Below are 2,599 nucleotides of genomic sequence, written 5' to 3'. Positions count from 1 at the left end.
TTTGGAAAACGCTCTAACATCGTTATTTTTATATCGGTGTCGAGATTTACTTGTGTAGAGGAGAGCTTTTGGAGTAACTTGACATAAGATCCGCCTAATTTGTTCCAAGTCATTTTTTCACCATGATGGCGAGCCCTACTTCTAAGTTCTTCTAGTTTTTTAGGGTTATCAAATAGGTCAATGAGAATATTTTTTAATTCTTTATGATTTTTAAAATCAAATAAAATGCCTCTTCCATCTGCCAATAAATCTTTCGCATGCCAATAGGGAGTAGATAATACAGCCGCTCCAGCCCCTACAGCAAATGATAATGTTCCACTCGTAATCTGAGCTTCATTAATATAGGGAGTAATATAGATATCACATGCTGTTAAGTAGGTGGTTAGGGTTTCGTTACTGACAAAATCATTGACAAAAATGATGTTGTTTTCCAAGCCCATTTGTTTTATTAAGGCAGTTAGATACTCCCGATATTCTTCGCCAGATTCCAATAAAACGTTTGGATGCGTTTTTCCTACAATAAGGTAAACAGTATTAGGATATTCTTGTACGACCTTTGGAAGTGCATGTATAACTGTTTCAATTCCTTTGTTACGAGCTATAAAACCAAAAGTAAGGATGATGCGTCTATCTGTCAACTGTAGTTTTTCTTTTGCATCGTTCTGTTGGTAATCAAAGGCTGGAACTCCATGAGGTATTAAACGTATTTTGTTTTCATGTACATGATATATTTTTGGAGAAGTCCAATTGCATAGGAACTCATGACTACTATGATAGAAGCTCTTTTTGCAATTTCAATCAATATTGCTCTTTCATCAATATTTGGTTTTTCTAATATAGTATGTAAGTTGACCAATAAGGGCATATGAAGTAAATTGATCAAAGAGAGTATGTAAACACCGCTATTCCCTCCAAAAATACCATATTCATGTTCCAGCACTACACAATCATATTTATTCTCGTTAATAAAATTGGCCGCTTGGATATAATCTAATTGCTGTTGGGGGTTAATTTCGAAAACAACTTCCTCATTATAAGAATAAGATCGGTCTGAAAGAGCAATAATATGTTGGGTAATAGTTGAATCCTGATGGTCTATGGATTGTAGTAAATCATTGGTAAAAGTTGCTATTCCACATTGTTTTGGCAAATAAGTACTGATGTAGGCTATTTTCATGTTGAATTCTTAAATTTTTTAAATAATTAAATGATTTGATATGCCTGATTTTTTAGTTCAGCTGTGTTGATGAATTTACCTTATTTATGTTTCATGACTGAAACAGGTTGATATAATGGTATTCGGTGATCATTGTTATTTTTAATGAGTTTATTAAGAATGATCGTATTTATTTTTTAAGGAATGTACATGGTGTTAAAAAAATTATTTATATATGTATTTGATCCTCACGCTAGGCACGATAGCTTTTCATGGCTGTTGTGCCTAGTTTGAGAGCTATTGAAAGTATAGGTTCTGAATAAATATTAGTGAATTGCCCATATTCAACATACTAAACAATTAGAAAGTAGAAAAGTTGAATGTTTTTGAATTGTTGAAGGTACTTCTTTTTAAATCAACAATAGAAATTTCTTTTTACCGTACTGTTAAATATTTGTTAATCGAATCAAATTATCTAGCGCATGAAAACAATTTCACTTCCCAAGTGTTATATCTATAGTATTTACTTTAAAAAAGGAGATTTTATTATGAGCGAATTAACATGGAAAGGTCGTTGGAACGAACTAAAAGGTAAAGTGAAACAACAATATGCAGATCTAACGGATGACGATCTATTGTACGCCGAGGGAAAAGAAGATGAATTATTAGGTAAACTTCAAAAGAAAACCGGAAAAACTAAGGAAGAGGTAGAAGATTGGTTAGATAAATTGAAATAGTAAATTTTAGTTTTATATAGCATAAAAAATGGTTAAGTACGATAAGTGCTTAACCATTTTTTTTTGTCTCCAATAATTTATTATTACAACAGTGCCTGATTCATCTTTTAATGGATTAATATTTTAAAAAATAATACATTTCAATTGTTTGTTGTGAAAAAAAATGATCTGAAAATCAGTAGTTTGCGCATTATTTTTGGTATTTTCCCTTATTTGTGAAAAAAAAATTTTAGCTTTGTGAAGCCCATCCAAAAGGGCATGTTTTTCATAGGTAGATGAAAAGGTCGCGTTAAGTCTAACACGACCTTTTTTTATTTCCATCCATAGATTTGTTATAAATAATAAGCGCATGTTTATTTATCAATAGTTTTGAAAATTGTTTATTCAACATATCTAATTTTACTCAATATTTTTTTGATAACAATCTTAGTCCTGTATATTTGCTTTTAGAGAAATGAGATGAATAGGTTGAACAGAAAAAGCCTCACTAAAAGTAAGGCTTTCTAAGCAGTGCTCCCAACTGGGCTCGAACCAGTGACCAAAAGATTATGAGTCTTCTACTCTAACCAACTGAGCTATAGGAGCGGTTATTATATTTTGTCAAAATGTAACGTTTACCGCGTTTTGACGATGCAAATATTGATATTTGTATTGATATTTCAAAATAAAAAGATGAAAAAAATTAAAAATATTATCCTCGATTATG

Annotated in this window: 3 protein-coding genes and 1 tRNA gene; 1 reads left to right on the top strand and 3 read right to left on the bottom strand. The window is 31.2% G+C overall.

All coding sequences use genetic code 11. The features are described from left to right. Both L950_RS27420 and L950_RS27415 read right to left on the bottom strand, forming a co-directional pair. Positions 1 to 638 (bottom strand): glycosyltransferase (locus tag L950_RS27420; protein WP_156169867.1); only part of this gene is annotated, 638 nt, incomplete at its 3' end. Between the two features lie 59 nt (positions 639 to 697). Continuing rightward, on the bottom strand, positions 698 to 1,177 hold the full coding sequence (locus tag L950_RS27415; protein WP_052764516.1) for a hypothetical protein: 480 nt from the start codon (positions 1,175 to 1,177) through the stop codon (positions 698 to 700). 527 nt (positions 1,178 to 1,704) lie between these two features. Here L950_RS27415 and L950_RS24865 point away from each other — a divergent pair. Continuing rightward, a complete protein-coding gene (locus tag L950_RS24865) occupies positions 1,705 to 1,893 on the top strand; it encodes a CsbD family protein (RefSeq protein WP_031289203.1) in 189 nt (62 codons plus the stop codon). A 511-nt stretch (positions 1,894 to 2,404) separates the two neighbouring features. On the opposite strand, the gene L950_RS24855 is transcribed toward L950_RS24865, so the two are convergent. After that, positions 2,405 to 2,478: transfer RNA gene (locus L950_RS24855), tRNA-Ile, on the bottom strand. Positions 2,479 to 2,599: the final 121 nt, after the last annotated feature.

This window comes from Sphingobacterium sp. IITKGP-BTPF85 (assembly GCF_001006065.1).
GTDB lineage: Bacteria > Bacteroidota > Bacteroidia > Sphingobacteriales > Sphingobacteriaceae > Sphingobacterium > Sphingobacterium anhuiense.
Note: the sequence above shows the minus strand (reverse complement) of the source record. Positions and strands in the feature narration are given on the sequence as shown.

Coding starts and splice junctions, on each gene's coding strand:
- L950_RS27415 (WP_052764516.1), bottom strand. CDS start 1,177: ATGAAAATAGCCTACATCAGTACTTATTTGCCAAAACAATGTGGAATA.
- L950_RS24865 (WP_031289203.1), top strand. CDS start 1,705: ATGAGCGAATTAACATGGAAAGGTCGTTGGAACGAACTAAAAGGTAAA.